Origin of the sequence: Pseudomonas fluorescens, from assembly GCF_000967965.1 — a bacterium.
Lineage (GTDB): Bacteria > Pseudomonadota > Gammaproteobacteria > Pseudomonadales > Pseudomonadaceae > Aquipseudomonas > Aquipseudomonas grandcourensis.
On sequence record NZ_LACC01000002.1, the window covers coordinates 274,854 to 288,163 of the forward strand.

Below are 13,310 nucleotides of genomic sequence, written 5' to 3' on the forward strand. Positions count from 1 at the left end.
AAAACGCCGCCCATCGTGAGATGAGCGGCGTTTTTTTATGCCTGAAAATTCGCCAGTGAAGTGTGAGCTTTTTGTGGCGAGGGGGCTTGCCCCCGTTCGGCTGCGTAGCAGTCGTAAATTCGGTAAACACTGTTTAGTCATGGAAATACTGGGGCCGCTGCGCGACCCAACGGGGGCAAGCCCCCTCGCCACAAAAGCTCTCCCACAGGTTATGCGTTCAGCTTGTGGGCCTGCTGCACCGCACCATCCACACTCAACCCACTCAGCACCACCCCGCTAACCTCCACCTGCGGCAACGCCGCCAACGCCGCTTGTGCGTCGTCCTTCAGACGCGCCAGAATCAGGCGTTTGCCCTCCTGATGCACCCGCGCGAAAAACTCCTGCAACGCCTCGATGCTGGTGCCATCCAGATCTGGTGATTCCTCAAGACTGAGAATCACCGAATGAACCGGCGTTTGCGAATGCCGGATCAGACGCAAGGCACCGCCAAGAATCCGTTCGACGTTGGCAAAGAACAACGCTTCCCCCGGTCGCACAATCAACACGCCCGGCACGGCTTGTGCCGTTGGGTGGCGTTGCAGGTCGACAAAGTCGTGACTGCCATCGATGCGCCCCAGGATCTGGATATCCGCCGCCGACATCTGTTTGAGCATCAGCAACACACTGATCGCCACCGCCACCAGCAAGCCGTCCAGCACCCCCAGCACCAACACCGCAGCCACGGCGCAGATCACCAGCAAGCGGTCACGGCGCCAGATGAAATAGCGTCCCAGCGGCTGCAGGCTCAAGCCGCGCCCCAGGGCATGGATGACGATGGCGGCGAGGATCGGTTCCGGGGTCAGGGCGATGTAAGGCAGCACCGTCAGGACAATGACCAGCACCACCAGTGCCGCCACGATACCGGCCAGGCGCGAAGTGGCACCCGCCGCCTCGTTGGCCGAGGTCGCCGAATACCCCGCTCCCGCTGGCATGCCGTGGAACAGGCCGGACAGCAGGTTGGAAGCCCCCAGCGCCAGCAGATCGCGGTTCGAGTTGACCCGATCGCGATGTTTTAGAGCAAAAGAACTGATCGAGCCATAGGACTCCGCATACAGAATCATCACCATGGCGAACGCCAATTCCCCCAGACGCAGCCAGTCGGCAAACGGCAGTACCGGCAACTTCGGCACCTCCAGGCTCAGGTCAATCACGCCGATCAGCTTTACGCCATGGGCCGGCAGGTCCAGCCACTGCCCCGCCGCAATGCCGATCACCACCACCAACAAACCACCGGGCAGGCGCCGAAACCGCGCAAACAGCCATAACAAGGCCAATGCCACGGCGCCGACCGCCGCTGCAGCCCAGTTCCATTGCGGCAGTTGTTCCAGTAATTGCGGCAGGAAGCCCACCAGGTTGGCCTCGGTCAAATGCACGCCGACCACACTGGCGACCTGTTTGAGAATGATGGTCAGCGCCAGGCCAAAAGCAAAACCGCGCAGCACCGGCTTGGCGATGAACGAGGTCACGCTGCCGAGCTTGAACAACCCCGCCAGCAAGAAAAACGCCCCGGTCACCAGCACCAGGCCGAAGGCCAGGGTCGAGCGAAGCCCGGGATCGCCATTGGCCAGGGTGGCGGTCGCGGCGGCCAGTACGGCGGCGGCGGATGAAGTGGCCGAGACAATCGCAAAGCGGCTGGTGCCGAACAAGCCATAACACAGCAATCCGGCGAACAAGGCGATCACCCCGGCCTGGGGCGCCAGGGCGGCGATGCTTGAATAGGCGACCGCTTCGGGCAGCAACAGGCCGGCAATCGACAAACCTGCCAACAGGTCCTGCCAGCGGTTGGGTTGCTCGGTGGGGTTAGCGTTTGGGGCGCTCGACAATCCAGTGTCTCCAGGCGAAAAAAAACCGCTGCACGTATCACGTGCAGCGGCCACTGTAGCTGTCAATCCGGCACTGCGCGAGCAGGCCGGTAGATCACGCGGTCAGCGAGTAGATCAACGCCGTGATCGCCACCAGGCCCACCGCCGTCACGAAGACGTTGGAGGCCTGACCGCGATAGCGTGCCATCGCCGGCACCTTGCGGATGGCGTACATCGGCATCAGGAACAGAATCGCCGCGATCACCGGGCCACCGAGGGTTTCGATCATGCCGAGGATGCTCGGGTTCAGCGTAGCGACGATCCAGCACACCACCAGCATGAAGGCGGCGGTCATGCGGTCCAGGGCCTTGGCGGACGGACGCTTGCCGCTCTTGACGATCAGGCCCTTGAGGCCTTCGCTGGCGCCGATGTAGTGCCCCAGGAACGACTTGGAAATGGCCACGAAGGCAATCAACGGCGCCGCGAAGGCGATGGTCGGATTGCTGAAGTGGTTGGCCAGGTACGACAGGATCGACAGGTTCTGCGCCTTGGCTTCAGCCAGTTGCGCTGGCGACAGGGTCAGCACGCAACTGAAGACGAAGAACAGCACCATCACCACCATCAGCAGGTGGGCGCGGGACAGGATCTGCGAGCTGCGCTCCTCGGCGTGCTCACCGTAGCGACGCTTCTGGTCAACGGCAAACGCCGAGATGATCGGCGAGTGGTTGAACGAGAACACCATCACCGGAATCGCCAGCCACAGGGTATGCAGCAGCGCCGACGGTGCCGGCACGCTGCTGGCGGTGGCGAGGATGCCGCCGTTCCAGTGGGGAACCAGGTAAACCGCCAGGAACAGCAGCGCGACGATGAACGGGTAGACCATCAGGCTCATGGCCTTGACGATCAATTGCTCACCGCAACGCACCACCGCCAGCAGGCCGAGGATCAGCACCAGCGACAGCACGGCGCGCGGTGGCGGCGTGATGTGCAGTTGATGCTCCATGAAGCTGCCGACCGTGTTGGTCAGGGCCACGCTGTAGATCAGCAGGATCGGGAAAATCGCGAAGAAGTACAGCAAGGTGATCAGCGCGCCGGCCTTGATGCCGAAATGCTCCTCCACCACTTCAGTGATGTCGGCGCCTTCACGACCGGACAGCACGAAACGGGTCAGCCCACGGTGTGCGTAGAACGTCATCGGGAACGCCAGCAGCGCCAGGACCAGCAACGGCCAGAAACCGCCCAGGCCTGCGTTGATCGGCAAAAACAGGGTTCCCGCACCAATCGCCGTGCCAAACAGGCCCAGCATCCAGGTGGTGTCCTGGCGATTCCAGCTCGAAAGCGTCGCGGGTGTCGCTTCTACATAGCGTTCGTTAACGCTATTGGCCTGATCATTCATCCGGTGGGATCTCCACATTCCGGTCACTTGCCACCCGGCCAGGACGCGTCGGAATACCCGACAGGCGGCGTCCGGCCGAAACAGGGGCGGCATTCTGGGGGATTAGTGAGCAGAAGCAAAGACTTAGGTGAGGAACGGTGGTACCAGTTCGCCGACAAAATCACCTGTAGGAGCTGGCTTGCCAGCGAAGGCGTCCGAAAAATCGGCGCATGGCTCAAGACCGCCTTCGCCGGCAAGCCGGCTCCTACAAGGGAATGCGGCGATGTCGGCACTTGCACTTGATCGCCTGAGTGCAATCCGCGCTTGATAAAGGTCTACCATCATGTATTTTTAATCGACCTGCATTCCTTCTGGAGTCTTCCCATGCCACTGGTTCGCGTCGACATCAAAAAACATCAGGACCCCACCCACGTCAAACGCATCGGCCAACTGATCTACGCCGCCATGCACAGCACCATCGGTGTGCCGCAGAACGATAATTTCCAGATACTCGCCGAACACGATGCGCAGCATTTCATCTTTGATTCCGGTTATCTGGGCATCAACCGTTCGGACCAGTTGGTGGTGATCCAGATCACCATGAGCGAAGGACGAACCGTCGAGCAGAAAAAACTCCTCTACAAAACCATCGCCGAAAGCCTTAATGCAGAGCTGGCGGTGCGCCTGGAGGACGTTTTCATTAATCTGGTGGAAGTGAAAAAAGAGAACTGGTCGTTCGGCAACGGGATTGCCCAATACGCCCTCTGATATTCAACCTGCAAACCGAGAATGACCCATGCCCCGAGTTTCCCGCAAACAAGCCGACCTCAACCGCGAGACCATCGTCGAAGCCGCCACCCGGCTGTTTCGCGAACGCGGCTTGCACGGGATCAGTGTGGTTGATGTGATGGCCGCCGCCGGCCTGACCCACGGCGGTTTCTACGGGCACTTCGAATCCAGGGAAGCCCTGGCGCAAGAGGCCAGCGGCCGGGCTTTCGAGCAGGCCGCACAACGCTGGCTAGGACGGGTGGCCGAGCATGACAGCAAGGACGCCGCCCGCCGCGCCGTGGTCGAAACCTACCTGTCCAACGAAAGCCGGGACAATCCAGGCGACAGCTGCCCGGTGGTGGCCTTTGCCGGGGACATGTGCCATGAGGCCGCCGAGAGCGGATTGCGCCAGACCTATCTGCTGGGCCTGAACAACCTGCTCGATTCCCTCGGCTCGCTGCTGGACGCAGAGGACGAAGCCGGCAAACGACAGCAGGCGCTGGTGCAGTATTCGCTGATGTTCGGGGCGTTGATGCTGTCCCGGGCCACCCGTGGCGACCCGCTGTCGGATGAAATTCTCGAAGCTGCCCGGGCCGCCCTCACGCCATCGAAATAAATCGCCCGCCCCCACGCAATAAAAAGATCGCAGGCTTTGCCAGCTCCTACACTCAGCGCAGTGCCCGCCATGGCGCAGGAGCTGCCACGGGCTGCGATCGCTGGTGGTTGCCAAGCCATCCTGAAATCAGCAATCTCAAGTGACGTTCGAGCCGATTTTTCGATGCCCACAGGGAGGCAAAAATGCCTGTAACCGTTCTGGTACTGGTTGAAACCATCAATGATTACCTGCCTATCCTTGAACATCAGGGTTTTCACCTGATCCTGGCCCCGACGCCCGCCGAGCGCGCCGAAGCCATCGCCCGCCACACCGGGCAGATCGACGCCGTCCTCACCCGTGGCCCGTTGGGGCTGTATGCCGATGAAATCGCCGCCCTGCCCAACCTCAAGATCATCTGCGTGATCGGCGCTGGCCATGAACACGTCGACCTGCAGGCCGCCGCGAACCGGGGCATCACCGTCACCAATGGTGCCGGGGTCAACGCCTCGTCCGTCGCCGACCATGCCATGGCGCTGCTGCTGTCGCTGGTGCGCGACATCCCCCGCTGTGATGCCGCCGTACGGCGGGGCGAGTGGCCAAAGATCATGCGCCCGTCCCTGGCCGGCAAACGCTTGGGCATCCTCGGCCTCGGCGCGGTCGGCATGGCCATCGCCAAACGCGCCAGCGCCGGTTTCGACATGGACATTTGCTACCACAGTCGCCAGCATCGTAGTGATGTGTCCTACACCTTCTGCTCGACCCCGGCCGAACTGGCGCGGGCCTCGGACTTCCTGATCGTTGCCACGCCCGGCGGCGTGGGCACCCGGCAACTGATCAATCGCCCGGTGCTCGACGCGTTGGGCCCCAACGGGTTTATCGTCAACATCGCCCGGGCCAGCGTGATTGCCACTGCCGACCTGATCAGCGCCCTGGAGCAGCGCCGGATCGCCGGTGCCGCGCTGGACGTGTTCGACGCCGAACCCAAGGTGCCGGATGCACTCAAGACCCTGAACAACGTGATCCTCACCCCCCATGTCGCCGGGTTGTCCCCGGAAGCCACCCAGGGCACCGTCGAACTGGTGGGCAAGAACCTCGTGGCGTTTTTCTCCGGCCAACCGGTGCTCACGCCGATTGCCTTGCCCGCGCCGATCACGCCCTACCCGGTCACCGATTAAAGGACGCCCAACAGCGTCCACAGGCGACGGGATTCGGCATCGGCCGAGATCAGTTCACCCAACAGTTCACTCAGCGGTTTGTTGCCCCACTCCACCCCCCTGCGAATCAAATAAGGGACGGGGCTGTGGGGTTCGGTGCGTGTCAGGTACTCGGCAATCAACAGTAATTGCCGGTAGGCCTCGTCGCGACTCGCCGGCTCGCGAAACACCTGAGGTGTGGATGGCGTCGGCGCCAGCCCGGCCGATTCTGACGCCGCCAGGGATGGCGGCTCGACCGGCGCCTCGGTCAACGGTCGTGGCTGCATGGCGATGAACTCCTGGACCAGTGTCAATAACGCTTCGATCACATCCTGCAAACCCCTGAAGCCCGGTGCCTGGGCGCCGAGGTAAGCATCACTCCAGGCTCGCAGCCGTTGCAGATGTTGCAGGCTCGCCAGCAGGTTGTCCTGGCGGCGTAGCCAGTGGGACGGAGGTGTGGACCGGATCAGCTCGGTGAGTTTTTGCTGTTCGCCCCTTGCTGTTTCCGCCGCTGTTTTTGCCGCTTTGCTGTCATTGACCAGTACCTGTTGCAACTGTAATCGCCGCCACGCGTCCAGACAGTAACCTTCGAATTCACCCTGATGCGGATCGATCAGCGCCACCCGTGTCAGCAACACTTCGCTGTAGCGCCGCACCAGCCACTCCAGGGGAATGACCCGCCATGACTGGTCACCGTCTTCGGCCCGGGGATGAAGCTGCTCGGGGTAGCGCTCGCATAAGCCCGCGACCAGCGCGAGACTGCCCGGCAAGCCGTCCAGGCCGTCCCGATGCAACCAGGCCTCACCGAGCCAGGCGCATACCATCAAATCCTTGCTGCGCTCGAGTAGCAACGTGGTCGTCAGCTTTTCCAGCTCTGGCCATTGCGCCCGTTTGATCGACGACTGCCAGACTCCCGTTGGCAGGCTGGTGTCGTCCTCCCGACGCAGTTCGCGGGCCAGGTCGAACTCACGCTCGTAACGCAAATCCTCGCCGCAGGGTGCCTGTTCGCTGATCGGTTCGAGCAGCCGGGCAATCAGTTCCGGCAACGGTGGTGAAATCAGGTTCACAAGCCCTCCTCCTCAGTCATGACCGTCGCAGACGCAGTCGCCCTGGTTTGCATGAACGGTGAACGCGGGGCCCGGGTGGGCAGCGGTGGAATGGACAGTGGCAATTTCGAGCCCTGGCTCATTAACGACACACGCACAAACATCAGCGTCTGCTCGGCGGTGCTGGTCTGTGCGGTGACCGGCAGGCGCAATGTCAGCGGAAAATCGGTGAAGTCCATGTTCGGCTGGCGCTGCACCGACTGGTGCGAACGCATCAAGCGCAGCAACGACCACGGGCCGCCGTACTCCCAACCGGCTTCGAAATCACGCACCATCAGATTGGGCTGCAACGGATCATTGGCCGGACGTTGCGAGCCGTTCCTGGCCCAGCGCAAGGTCAGCCGGACCGGTTGGCCGACCATCCAGCGCAGGTTCGGCTGTGGCTCGCCGGGGTAACTGATTTGCTGATTACCGGCATTCAAACCCCAGGCAATCACTTGATCGGCGCCACGCTCCTCCTCGCGATCGGTGCGCCAGCGCACGTCCATTTCAACGCCGAGGATGCCGCTCTTGTCCCGCACGAACAGCGGACCCAGCCAGGTGCTGGCCAGCTTCAAGCGATTGAGGAAATCCTCGGCGGCCAGACGCTCCGGCGTCTGGCTCAGTTGCAACCCGGCCTGCGCCACGGGCAGTCGTTTGTCGATCAAGTCGAGGAAGTGCTGAACCCGGGCCGGGTCGGCGTCGGTGGCCTGCACGCCATTGGCGAACGGGAAGCGCTCGGCCAGGTATTGATTGAAATAGTTGGCCAGGTCGTTCCAGGCCGCCGCTGCTTGTTGCTGCTGCAAGAACTGACAGCGTTGCATCGCGCTCTGTTGCAGATCCAGGGCCCGCAGGGCCAAGGTCCCGCGCCCACCGGACAAGCTGGCCGTCTGCAGAATCCGGGCGCAGGACGTGGCGTCCATTTCAATGAAATCGCGGCTCACCAACTGCTCGATCTGGGCCGGCGAACTGGCGGGGTTCTGGTCCTTGTACTTGAGCAGTTCATCGTTGAGCGCGCTGAATTGCATGACACGCTCGTAATCCAGCGCCGAGAGATTCTGTTGCTGGGTCTTCAGCCACTCCAGCGCCGAGGTACGCCGCTCGGTGATGCCGAGCATGGTGTTGAATTGCTGCTTGAGGCTCAGCTTCAAATCCTGCACATCAAGGGCGCCAAACAGTTGCAGCCCGAGGTTTTTCGAGCCGTCCCACTGACTGATCTCACTGCGCCCGCTGAACAACGGCTGCGCGGTTATCTCCTCCAGACCGCTGACCACCTGGGCCATGGCGCGACGGTTCAACGCGTTTTGCACACGCACGGCCAGATCGTTGCGATGGACCTCGGCGAAGGCTTTTTGCAAAGCCACAGCCTGTGGCGCCAGCACGTTGAATACATCGTCGCCACGGGGTCGGTCATTCTGGTCCTTGAGACTCAACCACATGGCCTTGGCCGCCGCCCCCTCTGCCGCCTGAAGCACCGCATCGCGATACGCCGGTGGAATGCGTGGCAGCTCTTCGGCGGCATAACTCTTGTAGCTGGCAAAATAGTTCAGCGCCGTACCGAGATCATCGCCATCGACGTTCTGCCCCTGAACGGCAGCGCTAGCCTGATCCGCGCGCAGGGCGATGGCCACGAAATCCCGTTTGAACAGGGCCTGAACTGCGTTGTTCAACTGGTTTACGTGCACTTGCAAGCTCAGTTGCCCGCTGCCTTGCTGAACCAGCAAGTTGCCCCGCGCCCCCGCCTGGGCGATCCACTGATCACGAAAGCTTTGCTGCAACCTGGAGGCTTGCTGGTCCAGCTGTTGCTCGACCTGCGGGCCGAGCAGGCTGCTCTGGCGCACCTTGTCCATCATCTCGCGATAACCCGGCACCAGGTCCTGGCCCTTGCCGCGACTCCAGGCCGAGTTGGTCAGCCCGATCAGCGCTTGCAGGTCGTCGATCAGCGCGCGCAAGTCTTCGAGCTCCGCCAGGGAATTGCCGCTGCCGGCCTCCAGCCGTTCAAGATGCAGCTTGAGATAACCGGCCTGACGGACGAAGTTGTCGGCCAGAAAGTACTGGTCAAGCCAACGCTCCATCAGCCCGGAAAAATTCTCCTCGATGAGCGCACGCTCCATGGCCAGGTCCAGGGGCTTCAAGTCACCGCCATTGGCATCGAGCAACACCCGGTTGTAAAAACCTGCACGGTGCAACGTGCCGGCATTGAGGTTCAGGGACAGTGCGTTATTGCTCAGCAACGCCAGGTCTTCGAGCGGCGCCTTGGGGTTGTTCAGCGCTTGGTTGAACCATTGATTCTGTTGCTCAAGCCGTACCGCGCGCTCCACCAGATCCTTGGCCTTGACGTAATTTTGCCATTGGGCCGGGTCTTCGCTTTCGACGTTGCCACGTCGCTCGGTGTTGCGAATGGTCTTGAGTTGCACCAGTTCTGCCTTCAGCAAGTCGTGCAGCGGTTCCAGCATATGACTCTGGGCCGTCAGGCGCAGTTGATCCTCCAGTTGCCTGTCCAGCGACGAGAACCAGGAGGTGGGAAACACCACCGAAGTGAAGCTCCAGCGCGGAGCCTTTTCCAGGACCCGCCAGAACCCCTGGACGTTGCGCCGGGTCGACTCCAGCCGATGGGACTCATCGGTGACTGCAACGTAATTTTTCTGTGCGCCTTGCAACAGGCGCGACAGTTCATGAGCATCCTTGACCGAGTCCTGCCAGACCCAAAGCATACTTGCGGCCCAGACCACGCCGACCGCCAGGGCCACCACTCCGGTGAGTCGCTGCCAGCGCTGACGCAGGCGCAGCAAGCGGGGCACCACCTGAGCCAGACCGCGTTCGGCAACCACCCGGCTTTGCCACAGTTGCCGGGCAAACGCACTCTGCTGCAACCCGTTGTCATAGGCCGAGAACCCGTCGGCAGCGTCTTGCGAAGGCTGGTTGGCGGTGAAGTACACCCCGCGAAAACGTGGCGCCTCGCCTTGGGCATTGCCTTGAAATACCGGTTCGAGCACGGTTTGCAGGTGGTGCCTCAAGGCCTCGAATTGTTCCGGCAATCCAAACAGCTCGCCTTTGAGATGGCCGGACAACGCACCGATTTCAATGATCGATTCCGACAGGGCCCGATTCACCTGGTCCAGCGCCTGATCGCTCCATTGCGTCTGCCAGACCGCCTCGGAGCCAAAGGGTGAAGACCAGCCCAATGTGCGTTCGCGGACTTCGTCGGGGAGCGCCGAGATCAGCTCCTGAAAACCCGGCAGCTCTTCCATGCCGGTAATCACCACGTACACCGGCAGGCTCAGGCCAAACCGCTGCAACAGATCGATGAAGCGCCGGCGCGCCGCCAGACCGAGGTTCGCGGCCTGCTCGGCATTGCCCAGGCGGCTGACCGGCACGGTCCAGATCACCCCGTCCAGTGGCCGTTTGCTGCGCAGGCGCAGGATCAACCCCAACAAGCGCCACCAGCCGCCGCGTTGAAGACTCATGCCTTCATCGGGCAAAAACAGCGCCTGAGGCACCACCAGCACCGCGCCTTCGGGGTCCGACCACCAGCGCCCGAACCAGGCCGGTTTATCCGTCGGTTGCAAGCGCCACTGGCTGCACAACTGGGTGCCCTGGGTTTCGTCGCCGAGCATCAGCAACCATGGAATCTGGTAACGGTCCTGAGCGCCCTGCTCCTGTTCCATATGGCGCACTGCGTTATAAAAACTGCGGATCGCCGCCCCGCTCTGGGTGCGCAACCACCATACCGCCACCGCGATGACCGCCAGCACCACCAACAGGACGAAGACCAGCCCCACGATCCCCAGCGTGCTCATGCGTCTTGCTCCGAGGTGGCCACCGGATCGGTGCTCTGCAACACCGGGTCGAGTTCCTGGCGAATGTCACGCCAGAAGAACTGCCCCAGCCCGGTCAGAATCATGACCATGGCGAGAATGACCAGGCCAAGGCGAAAGCCATCGGGCAACGACTGCCGCACCGGAAACTGCACCGCAGGCACCGTCGAAGGCTGCGCGAGCCGGGCGCTGACATCGGCATACTCCGCGTCGTGCTGCCAGGCAAACGTGAACAGCGCCAGGCGCAATTTTTCATGCTGGACCTGACTCTGCTCGCCGCGCAGCCGTCCTTCAAACCCCAACACCAGGCATTGCAAATAGACATTGGCCAAATCGCGGGTGGCGGGAATCTGCTCGTCCAGCAACGTCTTGATCGCCGCCGGCAGTTTCTCACCGGCCTGGCGGCTGGCGTACATCCGCGACTCCAAGGGTTTTTCTTGCCAGGCGGACTGGCCCGGCCACGGCGTGAACAACAGCGTTTCATCGATCAAGGCGACAAAGGCATAGACCAGCGCCTTGACCTGATCGGTCGCTGCCTCGCCAACCCGGGCGAAAGCCGTGCGCCACAGACGCTGGGAAATTTGCGTCGACAGGTCGACCACCGCCTCCACCAGCGCATCGTCATCGCTGTCCCTGGGCAGCTGACTCCACTCCCGGGACCATTGCAACCAGGCTTCGCGAAATGCGCTGCTCAACGGTGCTTCGCGCAAGCCCCGTGTACCCGCCCCGGCATGCCCCTCGAACATACGACGCCCCTTCCGTGATCAGGCACTTTCACCGGCCTGTGCCACAAACAACACCACTTGCCATGGGCTGCTCGCCGGCTTGGCGGCCGGCGCGACAATCAGCAACGGCAATTGCCCGTCGAACCATTGACCCTCGGCCGTCACCACAAACAACCGCGTGTCGTCGCCGACGCTGTAGGCCACTTGCTCGTTACGGCTCATCGCCTCATGGGGCAAACCGCTCATGCGCTGGCGACTGAGCAAGGGCACATGCGGCGCCGAGGCAATGATCGCGGCGCTCAGCCATTCACCGGCCGCCTGTTCGCTGCTGCCGTTGGGCATGCGCAAACCGATGACCAGGCGCTGGCTCGGTTGGTCGTCCGGCAGTTGAATCGAGAAGCTCTGTTCGCTGCGTTCGAACAGCAGGCTGCGATAGCCGGCGCGGATCAATTCGAGGGTTCTTTCGAGCCAGTCCAGGACCGGTTCATAGCCGCGCTGCAGCTCGAGAAAATCCAGGGGGGCGAACGGTGGAACCCCGGCCAAAGGGTCCAGCGCGGACCAGGCACCGGCCAGGCCGAGCAACAAACCGTGCAAGGCCTGCGGGGTCGCCAGGCGGCTGTTCAGCGTACCCTCGACCTCCGGCAGACGCGCCCAGAGCGCCGTCAGTTGTCGACGGATTTCCAGCGCATCGTCCTGATTGCCGGCCTGTTGTGCCTGGCGCAGGCGGCCGGCCAGGAACATGCATTTCTCCCGCGTCCTGGCACACAGCCCGGCCACCCGGCGACCCAACGGCGACTCGGGCAGCAGGCACGGCGTGGGCGGTGTGTAGGGCAGCGAAAGGAAACCACCGCCCTCCTTGCGGATTTTCAGCAGTGGCAAACAGATGGAGTCGGCCTTGTTCAGTTGCGTGCACAACCGCGGATTCGGACGCCACACCGTGATCGACTCGGGGTACTCACCGCTGGTCAAATCCGGCAGCGCATCGCCGATCACCGATTGCAGCCGGCCCTTGAGCGGCAGCAATTGCCCGGCACGCCATAACGGGCTGACGGCCAGGTACACCGTGACCGTGGCGTTTTCCGAAGCGTTGACCGCGTCGCTGACATCGAGCTCCAGCGCCGGCCCGACACCCACTTGCAGATTGATGGGCAAACCGTCCGGCAGCGTCGCTTGCAGATCGAGCAACCGCACCAGCCCGGCACTCAATGCGCCGGGGTCAAACTCGACCCGATTCACGCCCCAGAAACATGGATTGCAGGCCTGGGCAAAATGCGCCACCAACGCCTCGGCTCGCAGCCCTTGCAACTGAAAATGCTGGGGCAGCAATTGCATGCCCTCGTGCCAGCAAACCGCGTCAGGTAACAGGCTCATACGACTCCCTTCGACGTCAACGTCGCCGCGCAAACCAGCGGCCTGGCAATGTCTTCACTGCGGAGTATTGCTGACCAGCGTCATCTCGCGACTGTCGAACTTGAGCCAGGCATCGCTCTGGTCATCGAGCCGTAACCGGTGTGCTCCGGGAGTGTTATAGCTGGCGAAGACCAAAAGTCCAGTTGCCCGCTTGCCCCCCAGCGGGAAGGGTTGTTTGTCGATGAACTGGCCGGGCACCAGCTCCAGCCCCCAAACGGTCATCAGCTGCCGGTAGTCGCGCTGGTATTGATCGCGCTCGGCGAACCACTGTCGCGCCGTGATGCCCGACAACTGCTTGAGCAGATCCGGATCATTGACGGCGATAAAATCCACGGCAATCGGCGTGTCGTCGTTGGCCTTCGGCGCGACGTCCAGGGTCAGGTTATCGAGGTCCACCCGAGGCCCGAAAAACGAGCACCCGGCGAGGGTCAGGAACAGGGCGAACGCAAAAAAACGTGCACACAAAATGAATTTTCCTTTTCTCGAGTCGGTCCAAAATT

10 protein-coding genes are annotated in these 13,310 nt (G+C 62.3%); 3 read left to right on the forward strand and 7 right to left on the reverse strand.

Annotation, left to right across the window (positions count from 1 at the left end; all coding sequences use genetic code 11):
* Positions 1-209: 209 nt before the first annotated feature.
* Positions 210-1,862 carry a SulP family inorganic anion transporter gene (locus tag VC35_RS01180; protein ID WP_046037241.1) on the reverse strand — a complete coding sequence of 551 codons (1,653 nt, stop codon included), beginning with the start codon at positions 1,860-1,862 and terminating at the stop codon, positions 210-212.
* 94 nt (positions 1,863-1,956) lie between these two features.
* Complete coding sequence (locus VC35_RS01185) at positions 1,957-3,237, reverse strand: serine/threonine transporter (RefSeq protein ID WP_046037242.1); 1,281 nt, start codon at positions 3,235-3,237, stop codon at positions 1,957-1,959.
* A 363-nt stretch (positions 3,238-3,600) separates the two neighbouring features.
* On the opposite strand from VC35_RS01185, the gene VC35_RS01190 reads away from it, so the two are divergent.
* The 3 genes from VC35_RS01190 (at position 3,601) to VC35_RS01200 (ending at position 5,754) form a co-directional block, all read left to right on the forward strand.
* Positions 3,601-3,984: a tautomerase family protein gene (locus VC35_RS01190; protein WP_046037243.1), complete on the forward strand. Its 384-nt coding sequence runs from the start codon at positions 3,601-3,603 to the stop codon at positions 3,982-3,984.
* 28 nt (positions 3,985-4,012) lie between these two features.
* Positions 4,013-4,600: a TetR/AcrR family transcriptional regulator gene (locus VC35_RS01195; RefSeq protein ID WP_046037244.1), complete on the forward strand. Its 588-nt coding sequence runs from the start codon at positions 4,013-4,015 to the stop codon at positions 4,598-4,600.
* A 182-nt stretch (positions 4,601-4,782) separates the two neighbouring features.
* Positions 4,783-5,754 carry a 2-hydroxyacid dehydrogenase gene (locus tag VC35_RS01200; protein ID WP_046037245.1) on the forward strand — a complete coding sequence of 324 codons (972 nt, stop codon included), beginning with the start codon at positions 4,783-4,785 and terminating at the stop codon, positions 5,752-5,754.
* Here the strand turns inward: VC35_RS01200 and tssA are convergent.
* Genes tssA through VC35_RS01225 form a run of 5 tightly spaced genes read right to left on the reverse strand, consistent with a single transcriptional unit; the run spans position 5,751 to position 13,275 of the window.
* Positions 5,751-6,839: a type VI secretion system protein TssA gene (gene tssA / locus VC35_RS01205; protein WP_046037246.1), complete on the reverse strand. Its 1,089-nt coding sequence runs from the start codon at positions 6,837-6,839 to the stop codon at positions 5,751-5,753. The two genes, VC35_RS01200 and tssA, sit on opposite strands and share 4 nt — an antisense overlap.
* Positions 6,836-10,657, reverse strand: a complete 3,822-nt coding sequence (locus VC35_RS01210; RefSeq protein ID WP_046037247.1) for a type VI secretion system protein — start codon at positions 10,655-10,657, stop codon at positions 6,836-6,838. The genes tssA and VC35_RS01210 overlap by 4 nt, the downstream gene beginning before the upstream one ends.
* Complete coding sequence (locus tag VC35_RS01215) at positions 10,654-11,421, reverse strand: DotU family type IV/VI secretion system protein (protein ID WP_046037248.1); 768 nt, start codon at positions 11,419-11,421, stop codon at positions 10,654-10,656. The genes VC35_RS01210 and VC35_RS01215 overlap by 4 nt, the downstream gene beginning before the upstream one ends.
* A gap of 18 nt (positions 11,422-11,439) precedes the next feature.
* Complete coding sequence (gene tssK / locus VC35_RS01220; protein ID WP_046037249.1) at positions 11,440-12,771, reverse strand: type VI secretion system baseplate subunit TssK; 1,332 nt, start codon at positions 12,769-12,771, stop codon at positions 11,440-11,442.
* 54 nt (positions 12,772-12,825) lie between these two features.
* A complete protein-coding gene (locus VC35_RS01225) occupies positions 12,826-13,275 on the reverse strand; it encodes a hypothetical protein (protein ID WP_008046672.1) in 450 nt (149 codons plus the stop codon).
* Between the last annotated feature and the right edge of the window lie 35 nt (positions 13,276-13,310).